The following is a 384-nucleotide window of genomic DNA, read 5'->3' as shown; positions in this document are numbered from 1 at the left end:
GTCGAATACGGCGGTAACGACAATTTTTACCCCGGTTTCCTCTATGGCGGGGGGAGGAACAACCCCCACTTTTTTTTTTCTCCCCCCCCCGGGGGGGATGGGATAAAACCCGCCGGTCGGAAAATTTTTTTTTTTTTCTCTTTCCGGGTCCGATTCCCGTTTTTTTTAAATTTTTCCCCCCCAAAACCGCAGCGCTCCCTGTTTGTGCCCTTTTTTTACCGCGCACAGAGGGAGAGAGGCAAAAACTTGAGGTGTTGGAAAGAGGGCGGGAGGGGGGGAGCGAATATTTTTTCCACCGAGAGAAAAATCCTTTTTAAAAAAAAGAGAGAAAAAACCGCCGATAAAATCAACGCCTAATTCTTTCGCTACGGAGTCCAGAGTTTT

General features: G+C 47.9%; 1 protein-coding gene. It reads right to left on the bottom strand.

From position 1 onward, the window contains the following. Positions 1–165: 165 nt before the first annotated feature. Positions 166–384: DUF711 family protein (locus tag ACYVTD_RS17715; RefSeq protein WP_461248936.1), on the bottom strand; the 219-nt coding region annotated here is incomplete at its 5' end.

The organism is Treponema sp. R6D11, from assembly GCF_054786075.1.
Note: the sequence above shows the minus strand (reverse complement) of the source record. Positions and strands in the feature narration are given on the sequence as shown.